The sequence below is a fragment of the Neobacillus pocheonensis genome (genome assembly GCF_050477905.1).
In the GTDB taxonomy this organism is placed as follows: domain Bacteria; phylum Bacillota; class Bacilli; order Bacillales; family Cytobacillaceae; genus Neobacillus; species Neobacillus pocheonensis_A.
In genome coordinates, this window is the sequence record NZ_JBCNAD010000059.1 from 1 (window position 1) to 14,443 (window position 14,443).

Annotated in this window: 13 protein-coding genes and 3 pseudogenes; 15 read left to right on the top strand and 1 reads right to left on the bottom strand. The window is 38.8% G+C overall.

Annotated features, from left to right (window positions below):
- From ABES02_RS26095 to ABES02_RS26130, 8 genes and pseudogenes are all read left to right on the top strand, one after another.
- Positions 1–219, top strand: a pseudogene (locus ABES02_RS26095) (acetyl-CoA C-acyltransferase); the annotation flags it as partial.
- Between the two features lie 71 nt (positions 220–290).
- A complete protein-coding gene (locus ABES02_RS26100) occupies positions 291–617 on the top strand; it encodes a PaaI family thioesterase (protein ID WP_218348780.1) in 327 nt (108 codons plus the stop codon).
- Positions 618–630: 13 nt separating this feature from the next.
- Entirely contained in the window at positions 631–1,041 is a 411-nt protein-coding gene (locus ABES02_RS26105; RefSeq protein ID WP_430140687.1) for a PaaI family thioesterase, read from the top strand.
- Between the two features lie 144 nt (positions 1,042–1,185).
- On the top strand, positions 1,186–2,391 hold the full coding sequence (locus tag ABES02_RS26110; protein WP_430140688.1) for an acyl-CoA dehydrogenase: 1,206 nt from the start codon (positions 1,186–1,188) through the stop codon (positions 2,389–2,391).
- Positions 2,392–2,413: 22 nt separating this feature from the next.
- Positions 2,414–3,187, top strand: coding sequence for an SDR family oxidoreductase (locus ABES02_RS26115; protein ID WP_430140689.1), 774 nt, complete (start codon positions 2,414–2,416; stop codon positions 3,185–3,187).
- 76 nt (positions 3,188–3,263) lie between these two features.
- Positions 3,264–4,433: a thiolase family protein gene (locus tag ABES02_RS26120; protein ID WP_098934788.1), complete on the top strand. Its 1,170-nt coding sequence runs from the start codon at positions 3,264–3,266 to the stop codon at positions 4,431–4,433.
- Positions 4,426–4,818 (top strand): acyl-CoA thioesterase, encoded by a 393-nt coding sequence (locus ABES02_RS26125; RefSeq protein WP_257208986.1) that lies wholly within the window; start codon positions 4,426–4,428, stop codon positions 4,816–4,818. The genes ABES02_RS26120 and ABES02_RS26125 overlap by 8 nt, the downstream gene beginning before the upstream one ends.
- Positions 4,819–4,864: 46 nt before the next feature.
- Positions 4,865–6,286, top strand: coding sequence for an aldehyde dehydrogenase family protein (locus tag ABES02_RS26130; RefSeq protein ID WP_098934786.1), 1,422 nt, complete (start codon positions 4,865–4,867; stop codon positions 6,284–6,286).
- Between the two features lie 750 nt (positions 6,287–7,036).
- On the opposite strand, the gene ABES02_RS26135 is transcribed toward ABES02_RS26130, so the two are convergent.
- The gene (locus tag ABES02_RS26135) at positions 7,037–7,636 is read right to left on the bottom strand and encodes a restriction endonuclease (protein WP_430140690.1); all 600 of its coding nucleotides are present in this window, start codon (positions 7,634–7,636) and stop codon (positions 7,037–7,039) included.
- Between the two features lie 621 nt (positions 7,637–8,257).
- On the opposite strand from ABES02_RS26135, the pseudogene ABES02_RS26140 reads away from it, so the two are divergent.
- The 7 genes and pseudogenes from ABES02_RS26140 to ABES02_RS26170 all read left to right on the top strand — a co-directional run.
- Positions 8,258–8,752, top strand: a pseudogene (locus ABES02_RS26140) (L,D-transpeptidase family protein); the annotation flags it as partial.
- A gap of 145 nt (positions 8,753–8,897) precedes the next feature.
- Positions 8,898–9,092, top strand: coding sequence for a hypothetical protein (locus ABES02_RS26145; RefSeq protein ID WP_430140691.1), 195 nt, complete (start codon positions 8,898–8,900; stop codon positions 9,090–9,092).
- Between the two features lie 211 nt (positions 9,093–9,303).
- Positions 9,304–10,056 (top strand): SDR family NAD(P)-dependent oxidoreductase, encoded by a 753-nt coding sequence (locus tag ABES02_RS26150; protein ID WP_430140692.1) that lies wholly within the window; start codon positions 9,304–9,306, stop codon positions 10,054–10,056.
- Positions 10,057–10,105: 49 nt separating this feature from the next.
- Positions 10,106–11,719 (top strand): long-chain-fatty-acid--CoA ligase, encoded by a 1,614-nt coding sequence (locus tag ABES02_RS26155; RefSeq protein ID WP_430140693.1) that lies wholly within the window; start codon positions 10,106–10,108, stop codon positions 11,717–11,719.
- Positions 11,720–11,844: 125 nt separating this feature from the next.
- Positions 11,845–12,411: a TetR/AcrR family transcriptional regulator gene (locus ABES02_RS26160; RefSeq protein ID WP_430140694.1), complete on the top strand. Its 567-nt coding sequence runs from the start codon at positions 11,845–11,847 to the stop codon at positions 12,409–12,411.
- A gap of 114 nt (positions 12,412–12,525) precedes the next feature.
- Positions 12,526–13,304 (top strand): annotated as a pseudogene (locus tag ABES02_RS26165) (enoyl-CoA hydratase).
- Positions 13,305–13,359: 55 nt separating this feature from the next.
- Positions 13,360–14,436, top strand: coding sequence for a phosphotransferase family protein (locus ABES02_RS26170; RefSeq protein WP_430140695.1), 1,077 nt, complete (start codon positions 13,360–13,362; stop codon positions 14,434–14,436).
- The last annotated feature ends 7 nt before the right edge of the window (positions 14,437–14,443 follow it).

Here is a 14,443-nt window from a genome sequence, read left to right on the forward strand (position 1 = left end):
TCGCAGTCATTAGCTGTTATTCGCGAATTACAATTAGATATAGCGAAAGTAAACGTAAATGGAGGAGCTATTGCGCTTGGTCATCCACTTGGAGCAACGGGAGCAAAGATTAGTACGACCTTAATTCACGAACTAATACGCCGTGGTAAAAAGAGAGGAATCGCTACTCTTTGCGTCGGTGGCGGCCAAGGAATGGCATTGATGGTCGAGGTCCTATAGAAAGGAATATGGAATTGAACAAAGCCAAAACATCACCACCTTTTTTTGATTATATGGGGTTTACTAGCACAATGACTGATAAGTTTGAACTAGATTTATCCTTGCAGCAGCATTTACTCCAGGACGATGGTACGATTCATCCTGGTGTTTTTTCAACCATGATTGATATTTCTATGGGTGCTACCATCTCTGTGGAAACAAACTCGTTTGCTACTACGATTAATCTAAATCTATCATTTTTCGACCTTTCGCCGAGAGAACATTATCAGGCGGAAACGAAAATATTGAATCAAGAGGGTAAATATGTAACTGCAGAGGGAATGATCTTTTCACAAGACGGAGTTCTAATTGCTAAGGGGATTGGAACCTTTAAAGCAACTCCTATTAAAAAGGGGTAGAGAAGGGGGGAATATGTTGCAGGTGATGGAAAAAGAAATGTTTAAAGGAATTAATAAAAACCCTTTTTTTAATCATATCGGATTTGAAATCGTAAGCGGACATGAAGATGAACTATCACTAAAGCTGGAAGTAAAGAAAGAACTATTAAACACAAATAATTCTCTTCATGGAGGAGTTCATGCCTCCATGCTTGATATGGTCCAAACCATTCATCTGCGCAAAATATATCATACTTCTGTATCAGCAGTGAATTTGGATGTACATTATTTTGCCCCAACAAACACTGGAGATCTCTTTGCTCGGGCAAAGGTACTCCAACAGGGATATAAATTAGCGACGATTGAATCAGAAATATTAGATGAAAATCATCAGCTTATTGCAAAAGGAACAGGTGTCTATAAGATACTTAGACAATCGGAATAAAAATTTTTCCTAAAAAATACTAGATTAATATAAGATTTTTTGTATCCATTCATCAAAAATAGTGATAGTAGGTTCAAGAAATATGTTTCTACTATATCAATGAAAAAATTGTCGAAAAGCTGTATGTTGAAAGGAGTGGTAATGATGAATTTCTCATATTCCGAAAAGGTGAAAGAGTTACAGCAAAAGCTGACTGCATTTATGGATGAATATATTTATCCAAATGAAAAGGTTTATCACGAGCAAATTGATAAAAATGATCCGTTTTCAAAGGTTCCCCCAATCATGGAAGAGCTGAAAGAAAAAGCAAAACAACATGGGTTATGGAATTTATTTTTACCAGAAAGTGAATTTGGTGCAGGCCTAACGAATTTGGAATATGCCCCGCTTTGTGAAATTATGGGCCGGTCCAGTATTGCCCCAGAAGTATTCAACTGCGCTGCACCAGATACAGGAAATATGGAGGTTATTGTTCGTTACGGAAAAGAGGAACATAAAGAAAAATGGTTAAAGCCATTATTAAACGGTGAGATTCGCTCCTGTTTTTCGATGACAGAACCAGATGTAGCCTCATCGGACGCAACCAATATCCAGGCAAGTATCGTTCGAGACGGGGATGAATATGTCATTAACGGTACAAAATGGTGGTCATCTGGTGCCGGAGATCCTCGGTGCAAAATTGCGATTGTGATGGGCAAAAACGATCCAACAGCACCAACTCATGAACAGCAATCTATGATTCTCGTACCACTTGATACTCCAGGGGTCACTATTAAAAGAATCTTACCTGTTTTCGGATACGACCATGCTCCACATGGCCACGCGGAAATTGAATACAAAAATGTACGAGTACCTGCTTCAAATATGCTTTGGGATGAGGGAAAAGGCTTCGCGATTGCACAAGGACGTCTTGGACCTGGAAGAATCCATCATTGTATGAGAACAATCGGCGCTGCCGAACGTGCACTTGAGGAACTTTGTAAGCGCGTTCAGTTGAGAACAGCATTTGGAAAGAAGCTTTCAGAACAAGGTGTCATTCAAGAGTGGATTGCCGAGGCAAGAATAGATATCGAGCAGGCCAGACTTCTAACACTGAAAGCGGCATACATGATGGATACAGTGGGAAATAAAGAGGCAAAAGCAGAAATTGCCATGATTAAAGTGGTTTCTCCAAATATGGCATTAAAAATTATTGACCGCGCTATTCAGGCCTTTGGTGCTGCTGGGGTCAGCGAGGATACTCCACTCGCAGCCAGCTGGGCGAAAATCCGTACACTAAGGTTAGCGGATGGACCGGATGAAGTTCACAAGAGAGCGATTGCAAGATACGAACTGAAAAAATACCGTTGATGGTTTAATAGGAGGAAGTTCAATGCATGTTCAAAAGCTTTTTGATTTAACAGGAAAAGTGGCGATTGTAACAGGCGGGGGCAGAGGTCTTGGTCAGCAAATCGCTGAAGGATTTGCTGAAGCGGGCGCTAATGTGGTGGTTTGTTCAAGAAAGCTTGAGGCCTGTGAAGAAGTGAGTGAAGGACTTAGAAAACTAGGGGTTGAAAGCTTTGCTTTAAAATGTGATGTTTCCAATCCTGAAGACGTAAAAAACGTCGTAGAAAAGACAATGGAACGATTTGGCCGAATTGATATTCTCGTTAATAACAGCTGTGCTTCCTGGGGAGCTCCAGTGGAGGAAATGCCACTTGAAGCATGGCAGAAGGTGCTGAATGTAAATGCTACAGGCACGTTCTTAATGTCACAGGCAGTTAGAAAAGTGATGCTGGAACAAAAATCAGGAAAAATTATCAATATTGCCTCTGTAGCAGGTCTGCAAGGAAGCAATCCTAAATATATGAATGCGATTGGCTATAACGCGAGTAAAGGCGCTGTGGTAACTTTTACTAAGGATTTAGCAGTGAAATGGGGACCACATGGTATTTATGTTAATGCCATTGCTCCAGGATTTTTTCCAACGAAAATGTCTAATGGTTTACTGGATAAAGGCGGAGAAGCCATTCTTGAAGGCACACCATTACGAAAATTTGGTTCAGATTCCGATATAAAAGGAGTTGCACTTTTCTTAGCGGCACCAGGTTCTAATTTTGTAACTGGGGATATATTAGTTGTTGATGGCGGCGCACATGCGATGTAAGAAAAAATACAGATTATACAAGACTCCTAGAAAATATACAAAAGCTTTTAAATAAAAATAGAGGTGAAAATAATAGATGAAAAGAGATGCAGTAATCGTTTCTGCCGTACGTACAGCGATTGGCAGGCAAGGAGGGGCCCTAGCGAGTGTCCCTGCTCACGTAATAGGTGCAGAGGTTATCAAAGAGGCATTAAATAGAGCGAAACTCAAACCTGAAATGGTCGATGATGTTATTTTTGGTAATGTGTTGTCAGGCGGCGGAAATATTGCAAGATTATCAGCATTGCAAACAGGGTTATCGATTGACTTACCCGGTTTAACAGTAGATCGGCAATGTGGTTCTGGCATTAATGCCGTCAATCTTGCAGCCCAGGCGATTCGGGCAGGTGATGGTGACATCTATATAGCTGGTGGAACTGAAAGTATGAGCCGTGCTCCCTATTTGATGGCCCGTCCAGAAAAACCATTTCATGCTGAACCGCCAAGATTTATTAAATTACAGGTTTCTACAGAAGAAGCAGGAAATCCACCGATGGGTATAACCGCCGAAAACCTAGCAGAAAAATATCAGATTACGAGAGAAGAGCAAGACGAATTTTCGCTTCAAAGCCAGAGACGTATGGCGGTAGCGATGAAAGAAGGCCGATTTGACGAACAAATTGTGCCGATAACGATTCCGGTAAAAAAGGGAGAGCCAGTTATTTTTAATACCGACGAGCACCCTAGACCGCAAACAACCATCGAAGGATTGACAAAACTTCAGCCGGCATTTCTTAAAGGTGGAACGGTGACAGCTGGAAGCAGTTCAGGATTAAATGATGCAGCCTCTGCTCTGGTCATAATGTCAAGAGAAAAAGCTGAGGAATTAAATCTAACTCCATTAGCAGTTATTCGTGACTATGCTGTTGCGGGTGTTGACCCTAACATTATGGGAATAGGTCCCGTTCCTGCAGTCCGAAAGGTACTAGAAAAATCTGGTCTACACCTAGATGCGATTGACCTGATCGAAATCAACGAAGCTTTTGCAGCTCAAGTTTTAGCTTGTAATCGCGAGCTTGAAATGGATTTGGAAAAAGTAAACGTTAACGGTGGGGCTATTGCTCATGGTCATCCGCTTGGGGCCACTGGTGCAATCCTGATCACGAAAGCAGTATATGAATTAGAACGCTCCGAAGGAAGATATGCTTTGATTACCGCTTGTATCGGCGGTGGTCAAGGAATCGCCACTATCATCGAGCGTGAATAATATCAAAACAGAGATTCATAGGAATAGGAGGCAACTACTGCCTCCCCTTCCTTCCTTTGTTTCCTTCCTAGAGGATGCTCGAGGAGCTTGGTACATGAAAGCGGGAATTTCCTATGAGGAAATGCGAAGAAAGAAAATAGGGACCGTGATCCTTAAGCTAGATATTATGTTTCTGAAAGAAGCTAGACTAGGAGATACTCTTATAATTATCACTCATCCCAAAAAACTAGGTACTAAGAGTTTTGTATTCGAACAAAAAATTTATAATCAATTAGAAGAACTTATTACAGAAGCAACTGTAACCTCAGTGATGTTTGATACGAATTTAAGAAAGAGTATACCTGTGGTGAATGAAATTGCGCAGAATTTTTCAATTTTAGACTAATGCTGGTAGGGTACAAACGATAATATAAAAAAAGGTGTGAGATATAGTGAAAAAGAAATTGTATTTTAATGGTGAATGGCATGAATCTGAAAAATATATAGATTTACATTCTCCCTATTCAGAAGAGAAAATTGCTGAGATTCCTCAAGCCTCTAAAGAGCAAGTAGCTTCCGCCATTGATGCTGCTTATAAGAATCGAGAAGTAATGGCAAGTCTTACAGCTTATGAAAAGGCTGAAATATTAGAAAAACTAGTCAGTTTGTTACTTGAAAATAGATTAAAGGCAGCTGAAATTATCTCCTTAGAAGCAGCAAAGCCAATAAAGTTCGCATTAGGTGAAATAGATCGTACGATTGAAACCTATAAATTCTCGGCAGAAGAAGCAAAACGTTTAACTGGAGAAATGATTCCTATGGATGCTGCGAAAAACGGAGCAAATCGCTTCGGTTACACGATAGAGCAACCAATTGGTGTAATTGGAGCCATTACACCATTTAACTTCCCGCAAAACTTAGTAGCACATAAAGTGGGACCTGCGATTGCAGCCGGAAATACAATCGTTCTTAAGCCTGCATCGCAAACGCCTCTTTCAGCATTGTTTTTAGCTGAATTAATTGATCAAACAGCTTTACCTAAAGGCGCATTTAACGTTATTACAGGTAGTGGTAGAACCGTTGGTGATTCATTGGTTACAAGTGAAAAAGTAAAAATGATTACATTCACTGGCAGCCCTGCTGTTGGGATTGGTATTCGCAACAAAGCTGGCTTGAAAAAAGTCGCTCTTGAACTAGGATCGAACGCTGGTTTAATTATCGACAAAAATGTTGATTTATCCCAAATCGTTCCTAAATGTGTTAATGGGGCTTTTTCAAACCAAGGTCAGGTTTGTATTTCATTACAACGCACCTATGTAATGGATGAATTATTCGATGAATTTATTGAACAATTTACAAATGCTACTAAGAAGTTAGTCATTGGAAGCCCACTTGCAGAAACAACGGATATTTCTGCAATGATCAATCCCGATGAACAAGAACGAGCACTTAGCTGGGTACAAGAAGCGGTGGAGAACGGTGCTGAAATCGTAACAGGTGGCAATATTAAAAATGGAGTCTTCATGCCAACCATTTTAAAGAATGTAGACTCCACTCTAAAGGTATCTTGCCAGGAAGTTTTTGCACCAATTGTAGTTGTTAACAATATTTCTTCTGTAGAAGAAGGAATTGCAGCAATTAATGATTCAAATTATGGCCTACAAGCAGGGATTTTCACAAATGACATTCAAACAGCATTCAGAGCTTCTAAAGAGTTTGAAGTAGGCGGTGTCATGATTAACGATATTCCAACTTACCGTGTAGACCAAATGCCATATGGTGGCGTAAAAGAAAGCGGCACAGGTAAAGAAGGTTTGAAATATGCAATCCTTGAAATGACTGAAACGAAACTTGTCGTTTGGAATCAATTATAAACATAAATAATAGATTGAATTATTATAATAATGTGTTTATAAACTCACAGATTACCTATATTAGTTATTTTCAAACGCCAGGTATCTCCAGATACTGTCATCAGTTTAAAAAGATACCTGGTGTTTTTTTATGAATAAAAAGTAATTTGTTCTGATTAACAACCTACTATACTGAAACTTTCTCCTCACACATTAGCTGCATCATCCATAATCGATAAAGAAATGGCGAAGAAATAGCCCAAGAATAGTTTGCATTATTCATTTCAAAGTATTTTCTCAATATATCTGTTATAATCCTAAATACTTCACTTCCTTGGCTGGGATGAGGTCACAGGTTCGATTCCTTCACAGAATATCAAAAAGGCCCTGATACCAGGGCTTTTCTTTTTTCATTTCGTGCCTAAAAACTCGTGTGGTGACAATTGTTGGTAGGATTTTTACAAAGAGTATACGTCTGTTCACTTGAATAATTTAGTTTTAAAACTTCCCCTCATTTCTTTGGGGGAGAACACAAAATTCTACTAAACAGAGTAAAAATAAAAAACCCTAGAAATTGCGTTATATCACCGCTTCTAGGGTTTTTGTGATTGCTATTTAATAAGCAAATCAATTAACGTGAGTAATGCTCAATGCCGATTGATAACTGCGGTTCAGGTCTGTGGAAAGACTAACCTCAGCACAGTAGAAATTATTGCGGATAAGGAATCAAAAAACAGCAGATGTAACATCCGCTTTTCTTCATAGTTGATTCTACATGCTCATGGTATCCGACTTATCATTTTTAAAAGGTTGATATTCAATGGTTTTAGCTATAGGGCTTTTATGATTAATCCACATTTCAACTAGATCGATCCCATTGATTAAGTCGATGTTTAATCCTTCGGCATAGGAAATAGCATTTTCGTTGAATCCTGCGGTCGAAACAACATATCCTCTTGATGCATTTTGTTTAACTATATTGGAATGTAGAATGGCAATCGGTTCATAGCCCATATCTTCCCGATAACACTTGACTTGACCTAATACCTTGCCGACCCCCACTCCATGCTCTATGTCAATCCCAAAGTCTCCTGAGCTTTTGGTCACAAAGGCTTCAAATCCGTACTTATGTTTTAATACATCAGCAATAAAATGTTCAAAGTCTAAGGGATCACTTTTTAAAAATGTGGGGGAATATCTTTTTTCTTCTACTTCTTTGCAAAACCTTTGATAAAGTCCCAATGCAATTGTTTTTTTAAATTCTTCTGTCACCGTGATTTGTTTAAAGTATTCTTCATCTTTTAAACTACGTCGATTTTTCCACTGAAAAATGAGTAATCCTAATAGAACCGCAATAATTAAATATTCCATATATTAATATCACCTCAATTGTAAGCATTATTACTTCAATTGAAAAATATACGGATATTAGTTAATAATTGATTTATAAAGGCAGTAAATTTTAAAAGTGCATGTCCTCCTGTTAGTCCTCCTAACATTTTGTTTTTATTAGAAAAACATTAAAGGAAACTTGGGAAAACAGCGATAAAAAGCGATCTTTTTAGTATTATTTCTCCTTATTACAAAACCAAATGAATGGGCGGCATGATGTAAAAATACATACAAATAGATGCCCCCTTTGTTATTTGGAGGCACCCTGTTTCTTTGATTACATTCTGACCACGAAACATATAGAACTGTATATTATTCAGGTATTTGGTTTATTGTTTCATATTTCGGAACTGAACCAAGGGAAATTCAGCCCGTCTAGTTTAGCTTTTTAATCATTTATTAAAATAATATTAGGCTGAAATTTCATGAGTAAAAGAAAAATACACTTAAACCCCTTGCTACATGTGTTTTTGTGCGGTGAATATCCGTGCCGATTTCGTGCCGAAATAAATTTATTCTGTATTATAATCTATTTATAAGAAATTGCTTTATATCAAGGTTTATCCGTGTTTTTTATAAATTATTTCGTTCAGTTAAAGCAAAATTAATCAAAAATGGTATGGAATATTAACAATCGATGGATTTATTGGAAAATTAGGCTTCGCAACAGTTATGAGCGAAGGAGGCCAAAAATCACCTAGAGGCAAATATTCAATTGGAACTGCATTTGGCCGTTATCAAAACCCGGGCACAAAGCTGCCATATCGACAAATTTCTTCAGATGACGTCTGGGTAGATGACTCGAAATCATCCCTGTATAACACTTGGCAGAAAGCCTCAGAAAATAATGGGCTGTGGGCAAGCGCAGAGAAAATGAATGTACCCGCTTATAATTATGGCTTTGTCATTAATTACAATACCGTAGAAAGAATACCAGGTGCTGGTTCAGCTATCTTTTTCCATGTAGGAAGCAGTTATACCCTTGGGTGCACGGCGACTTCGCAGACATATGTTGTGTCGATTCTTAAAAGGTTGGATCCTGGCAAGCGGCCGGTTATCATTCAAACACCTGAAAGTGAGTTAAACAAATATTAATTATTTATGAGAGTGCTTGAAGGGTACTCTCTTTTTTTTTTGTAAACTAATGAAAATTTTGTAGAAATATAGTATAGTAGCATCGGATATCAATTAAATAGATGAGTGCTAGCAGATTGCTAACGGATGGATAGGAGTGTTTACCTTGGCTGAAAGTGAAAGAATTCAATTGAATGTTAGAATTTCAAAGGATACCTCAGCGAAACTTGATGAAATTGTCGAGTATTATCAACAGGGCTTGAAACTTGGAAGAATTTATAAGGGTGACGTTTTAACAGATATTATTGAAAAATCGTTTGAAGTGATGAACAAGCAAAAGAAAGGTATTAAGAGATATTAACAGACTAAAAGGTCGAGAACAGTTGAATGTTCCTCGGCCTTTTTAGTGTATTATGTTGAATATTCAAAGTAAATTAATTAGAATATTTAGAAAAGAATTTGAATATTTGTGTTTTGAATGTATAATTAAACTATAACATACCAACCGGTTAGTAGAGTGGTGTGTTTTGAACGCGCTTACATAAAAAATAAACGAAAGGCTGGTTTCATTTATGAGATTACTAGGAAAAATAGCGATTGTAACAGGCGGCGGGGGCGGTATTGGACGTTCGGCGTCGATTCTTTTTGCAAAAGAAGGGGCAAAAGTAGCAGTTGCCGATATCGATTCACAATTGGGTGAAGAAACGGTCAGCCTTATTAAACAGGCGGGTGGAGATGCAATCTTTGTCAAAACAGATGTTTCTGAATCGGTTCAGATAAAAGAGCTAATCGATATTACAACAAATTCCTTTGGCGGACTGCACATTATGTTTAATAACGCCGGTATTGGCAATTCCGAAGTAAGAAGCGTGGATATTACAGAAGAAGAGTGGGACCGTGTTGTTGATATTAACTTAAAAGGAGTATTCCTGGGAATTAAGTATGCAGTACCCGAGTTAATCAAAGCAGGCGGTGGTGCGATTATCAACACTTCTAGTTTATTAGGCTTAAAAGGTCAAAAATATGTGGCCCCTTATAATGCATCTAAAGCAGGAGTTGTCGTACTGACACAAAATGCAGCCTTGGAGTATGGAAAATTTAATATCCGCGTTAACGCCATTGCTCCCGGAGTTATCGATACAAAAATCATTGACAATTGGAAACAAAATGACAGAAAGTGGCCGATTATTTCTAAAGCCAATGCACTTGGAAGAATCGGTACTCCTGATGAGGTAGCTAATGCCGTATTATTCCTTGCGTCTGATGAAGCGTCATTTGTGACGGGTGCTACCCTATCGGTTGATGGTGGCGGATTAACCTTTTAGATGTGAATCGATAATAAATTAATAGATAAAAGTTACTGGAGGAGAATTCATGACACAAGCAAATGCCTGGCTGGCACATTATCCTGAATCAATTGCAAAAACGGTTGATCTTCCAAACAAAACTGTAAGTCATATTCTTCAAGAAACAGCAGAAAAATATCCTACCAATAATGCGCTATCCTTCTATGGAAAAAAGATTATCTATAAGGAATTAAGCTCACTCGTGTATTCATTTACTTCAGCTCTACAGCAAAATCAAGTTCAAAAAGGTGACCGCGTGGCCATCATGCTGCCTAACTGCCCGCAGTATGTGGTTTCCTACTATGGGGCTCTAACAGCTGGTGCAATCGTGACACAGGTGAATCCTATGTCAGTGGAGAGGGAACTTGAATATATCCTAAAGGATTCAGGTGCAGAAACCATCGTTGTTTTGGATGCTCTTTATCCTAGAGTAAAAAGTGTTCAGGCTCGAACTAATTTAAAAAATATTATTGTCGTTAGCTTACAGCCTGCAGGGCAGGAATTTGCATCGGACAGAAGCTTTGAAAGCTTCCTAACGGAAGGAAACGGAAATGTCATTCCAATTGAATTTGAACCGGAGCATGATGTGGCCGTGCTCCAATATACTGGAGGAACAACAGGCCGCTCAAAAGGGGCAATGCTGACCCACCGCAACATCTTAGCCAATGTTATTCAGTGCTACGAATTTTTTAAACATGAATTTCAAGTGGGAAAAGAACGTTGTTTAACCGTAATTCCTCTCTTCCATGTTTTTGGAATGAGTTCATGTATGAATCTTTCTATTTATACGGCATCTGAATCCATTATGTTGCCACGATTCGATTTAGAAGAGGTATTAAATACGATAAAAAACGAACAGCCAACGACCTTTCCAGGTGTTCCAACCATGTATGTAGCGATAACCAACCATCCACGTGCGGAAGAATACGGAATCAGCAGTATTCGTACCTGTAACAGTGGCAGTGCACCAATGCCAATTGAATTGATGCGCGAATTTGAAGGGAAAACGAGTGCGAAAATACTTGAAGGATATGGTTTATCGGAAGCTTCGCCAACCACCCACTGCAACCCCCCATTTGCAGATCGGAAACCAGGTAGTGTTGGGATTGGGGTTCCATCAACCGAATACAAAATTGTCGATTTAGCAACTGGTACTGCTGAAGTTTCCGCCGGAGAATTGGGAGAAGTGATCATCAAAGGCCCGCAAATTATGAAGGGATATTGGAACATGCCGGAGGAAACTGCAAATACTTTACGTGACGGATGGCTTTACACGGGTGACATAGCAAAAGTTGATGAGGATGGTTATTTATACATCATTGACCGGAAAAAAGATATGATTATTGCCAGTGGATATAATATCTATCCGCGAGACATTGAGGAAGTACTTTACGAACATCCTTCTGTTCAGGAGGCAGTTGTTATTGGGGTACCAGATCCATACAGGGGGGAGGATGTAAAAGCCGTCATCGTCCTTAAAGCCGGAAAAAGGGCTACAAATGAAGAAATTATTCAGTATTGCAAGCAAAACTTGGCAGCTTATAAAGTACCTCGTATTGTTGAATTTCGCGATCAATTACCAAAAACAGGGGTCGGTAAAATCCTTCGCCGCACATTAAGGGAAGAAAAGGTAAAAAAATAAAGCTATCAGCTTACTAATCCAAAGAAATGTCTAGGATGAAAATTAAAATAACTTTGATATGGAAAGGAGAGATATACTATATGGTATAATTTCACTAGACATTTTGAGATTGCGAGGACATTCAGGTGAAAGAGAAAATAACAGGACAAAGCATTCAATTATTTGAAAAGAAAGGATTTAGTGAAACCTCGATACAAGATATTGTAGATTCCCTTGGTGTTACAAAGGGTACTTTCTATTATTATTTTTCAAGTAAGGAAGAACTTTTAATGGATATCCATTTGGGCTATATTGATGATTTGCTTGTCCGCCAAGAAGAAATCTTACATGATCAATCTAAATCATTCAAAGAAAAAATATTTGATATTGTCTATATGTTGATTTCAGATATAAAAACGCGGGGATCTGCTGCAAAAATATTTTTTCGTGAAATGCAAAATTTGAGTGCTGACCGACGTGCCTTAATTGTTCCGAAACGAGACCAGTTCAGGTTTAATATTGAGGAATTGATCAAAGGCGGCATGGCCGTTGGTGAGTTCAGGCCCAATTTAAATGCAACCATTCTTGCATTTGGAATTTTAGGCATAACGAATTGGAGTTATCACTGGTTTAATCCTGACGGAATATCTTCTGACCGTGAAGTTGCAGAGATTTTTGTCGAAATGATTTTAAAGGGAATTCAAGTTTATTAACGAAAAACTGGAGAGGGGTAAATATGTAAAATCCCCCTCTCTTTTTGAAAAAACATACTAACTGGTCAGTATAGTTTTTGTCATTAACGATAGGTAAAAGGAGTGAAGAAAGAAATGGTTCAATTTATCACAGTTGAAAAAGAAAATAACATTGCTGTTGTAACATTAAATCGTCCACCGTTAAATGTCTTAAGTAAACAAGTTTTTCAGGAATTGCTTGTTGCTTTTCAGGAATTGAAGGATGACTTAGAGGTCGTAGCAGTTTTGGTAACGGGTGCGGGTAATAAGGCCTTTGCTGCAGGAGCAGATATTAAAGAATTCCCACAAATGATGGGTAATCCAATATGAAACAAAATGTGAGAAATAGTCATGTTGCACTGAATTATATTGATGATTTTCCGAAGCCTACCATAGCGGTGTTAAATGGGCTAACCTTTGGCGGCGGCTGTGAGCTTGCCCTTGCTTGTGATATTCGTTTTGCAGAAGAGCATGCGCAAATTGGGCTGCCTGAAATAAAGCTCGGCTTGTTCCCGGGAGGGGGAGGTACCCAGCGGCTTCCTAGATTGGTAGGAGAAGCAAAAGCAAAAGAAATGATGTTTACTGGTGATCCTATTTCTGCTCAAGAAGCGGAGAAAATCGGTTTGGTAAATCGAGTTGTTCCAAGCGGAGAGGGCTTGAGCAGTGCAAAGGAATTGGCGAAAAGAATCTCTAGGCATTCTTTGCAGGCACTTTCCCGGATTAAAAAATCAGTTGATGAAGGATTGAATCAATCCTTATCGGAAGGTATTGAACTAGAGGCCTCTCTTTTTGCGGAAATTTTCCAAACAGAGGACATTAAAGAGGGAGTGCAGGCATTTATTGAAAAAAGAAAACCTGTTTTCCAGCACCGTTAAGTGATTATTTACGCTTCTATAAGTCTGAATTTTCGGAATTGAAAGGAGGAGTCATATGCCTCGGCAAATGAACAAAGATACCATTCCTGTTCGAAAAGGGGAAGAATTAAATCTTTTAGTTTTAGAAAAATTTTTACGAGAGAATATCGAATCACTGCCAGGTGGTCCGCTGGAGATTTTACAATTTTCTGCTGGCCATTCAAATCTAACCTACCAATTAAAAATGGGAGATTGGGAGGCAGTATTAAGACGTCCTCCTTTAGGACCTGTTGCACCGAAAGCCCATGATATGGAGCGAGAATTTAGAATTCTTTCGGAGCTTAATCCCATTTTTTCGGTTGCTCCAGAACCGCTTCTTTTTTCGGATAATCCTGAAATTGTCGGCAGTACCTTTTTTATCATGGAAAGAAAAAACGGATTCGTTTTGGATACCTCATTTCCAGATGGTATAAATGTAACTCCAGCACTTTGCAGGCAAATTTCTGAAATTATGGTTGAAAGGCTGGCGGAGTTGCATTCGCTCAATTACAAAGAAACAGGACTTACAGAAATAAGTAAGCCAGAGGGCTTTATGGAGCGGCAGGTTCACGGTTGGATTGGCCGATATGAGCGGGCGAAAACGGATGAAATCAATGAGGTGGACTCATTAAAACATTGGCTGGTTTCCCATATACCGAAACACTCCGAATCCACGATTATTCACTATGATTATAAATTGAATAACGCCATGCTGAATGAGAATTTTACAGAAATGGTTGGATTGTTTGATTGGGAGATGACCACTGTTGGCGACCCGCTTGTTGACCTTGGAGCAGCGTTGAGTTACTGGAATCTTCCTGATGATCCGGAAAACTTAAAGACGGGCCATGGAAAAAATCCCGTTACTGCCGTGCATGAAGGATTTTTTACAAGAAAGGAATTCATTGAGTTATATGCCAAAAAGAGTGGCAGGGATGTCTCCAATTTACACTTTTATTTGACCTTTGCTTACTTTAAACTGGCTGTCATTTGTCAGCAAATCTATTACCGATATCAAAAAGGGCAAACCAACGATACTCGATTTGCTAATTTAAACAATTTCGTAAAGGGATTAATAAAACACGCGACATTGGTTGCAAATGAAAAGTTATAGGGAGATG